This window comes from Motilimonas sp. 1_MG-2023 (genome assembly GCF_030547455.1).
Classification (GTDB): Bacteria; Pseudomonadota; Gammaproteobacteria; order Enterobacterales; family CBDFNC01; genus Motilimonas.
Genome location: NZ_JAUOPX010000338.1, coordinates 1 through 230, shown reverse-complemented (window position 1 = coordinate 230; position 230 = coordinate 1). Strand labels below are relative to the sequence as shown.

The 230-nt window shown below is 37.8% G+C and carries 2 tRNA genes; both read left to right on the top strand.

Features of this window, described 5'->3' with window-relative positions:
- Nucleotides 1-5: 5 nt before the first annotated feature.
- A tRNA-Lys gene (locus Q4519_RS22230) sits at nucleotides 6-81 on the top strand.
- A gap of 56 nt (nucleotides 82-137) precedes the next feature.
- Nucleotides 138-213 (top strand) — tRNA-Lys (locus Q4519_RS22225).
- The last annotated feature ends 17 nt before the right edge of the window (nucleotides 214-230 follow it).

The following is a 230-nucleotide window of genomic DNA, read 5'->3' as shown; positions in this document are numbered from 1 at the left end:
AATACGGGTTGTTAGCTCAGTTGGTAGAGCAGTTGACTTTTAATCAATTGGTCGAAGGTTCAAATCCTTCACAACCCACCATATTTAAAACATCGGTTTGATGCTGAAGTAAGTAAGACAAAATTTAGAACGAATACGGGTTGTTAGCTCAGTTGGTAGAGCAGTTGACTTTTAATCAATTGGTCGAAGGTTCAAATCCTTCACAACCCACCATATTTAAAACATCGGTT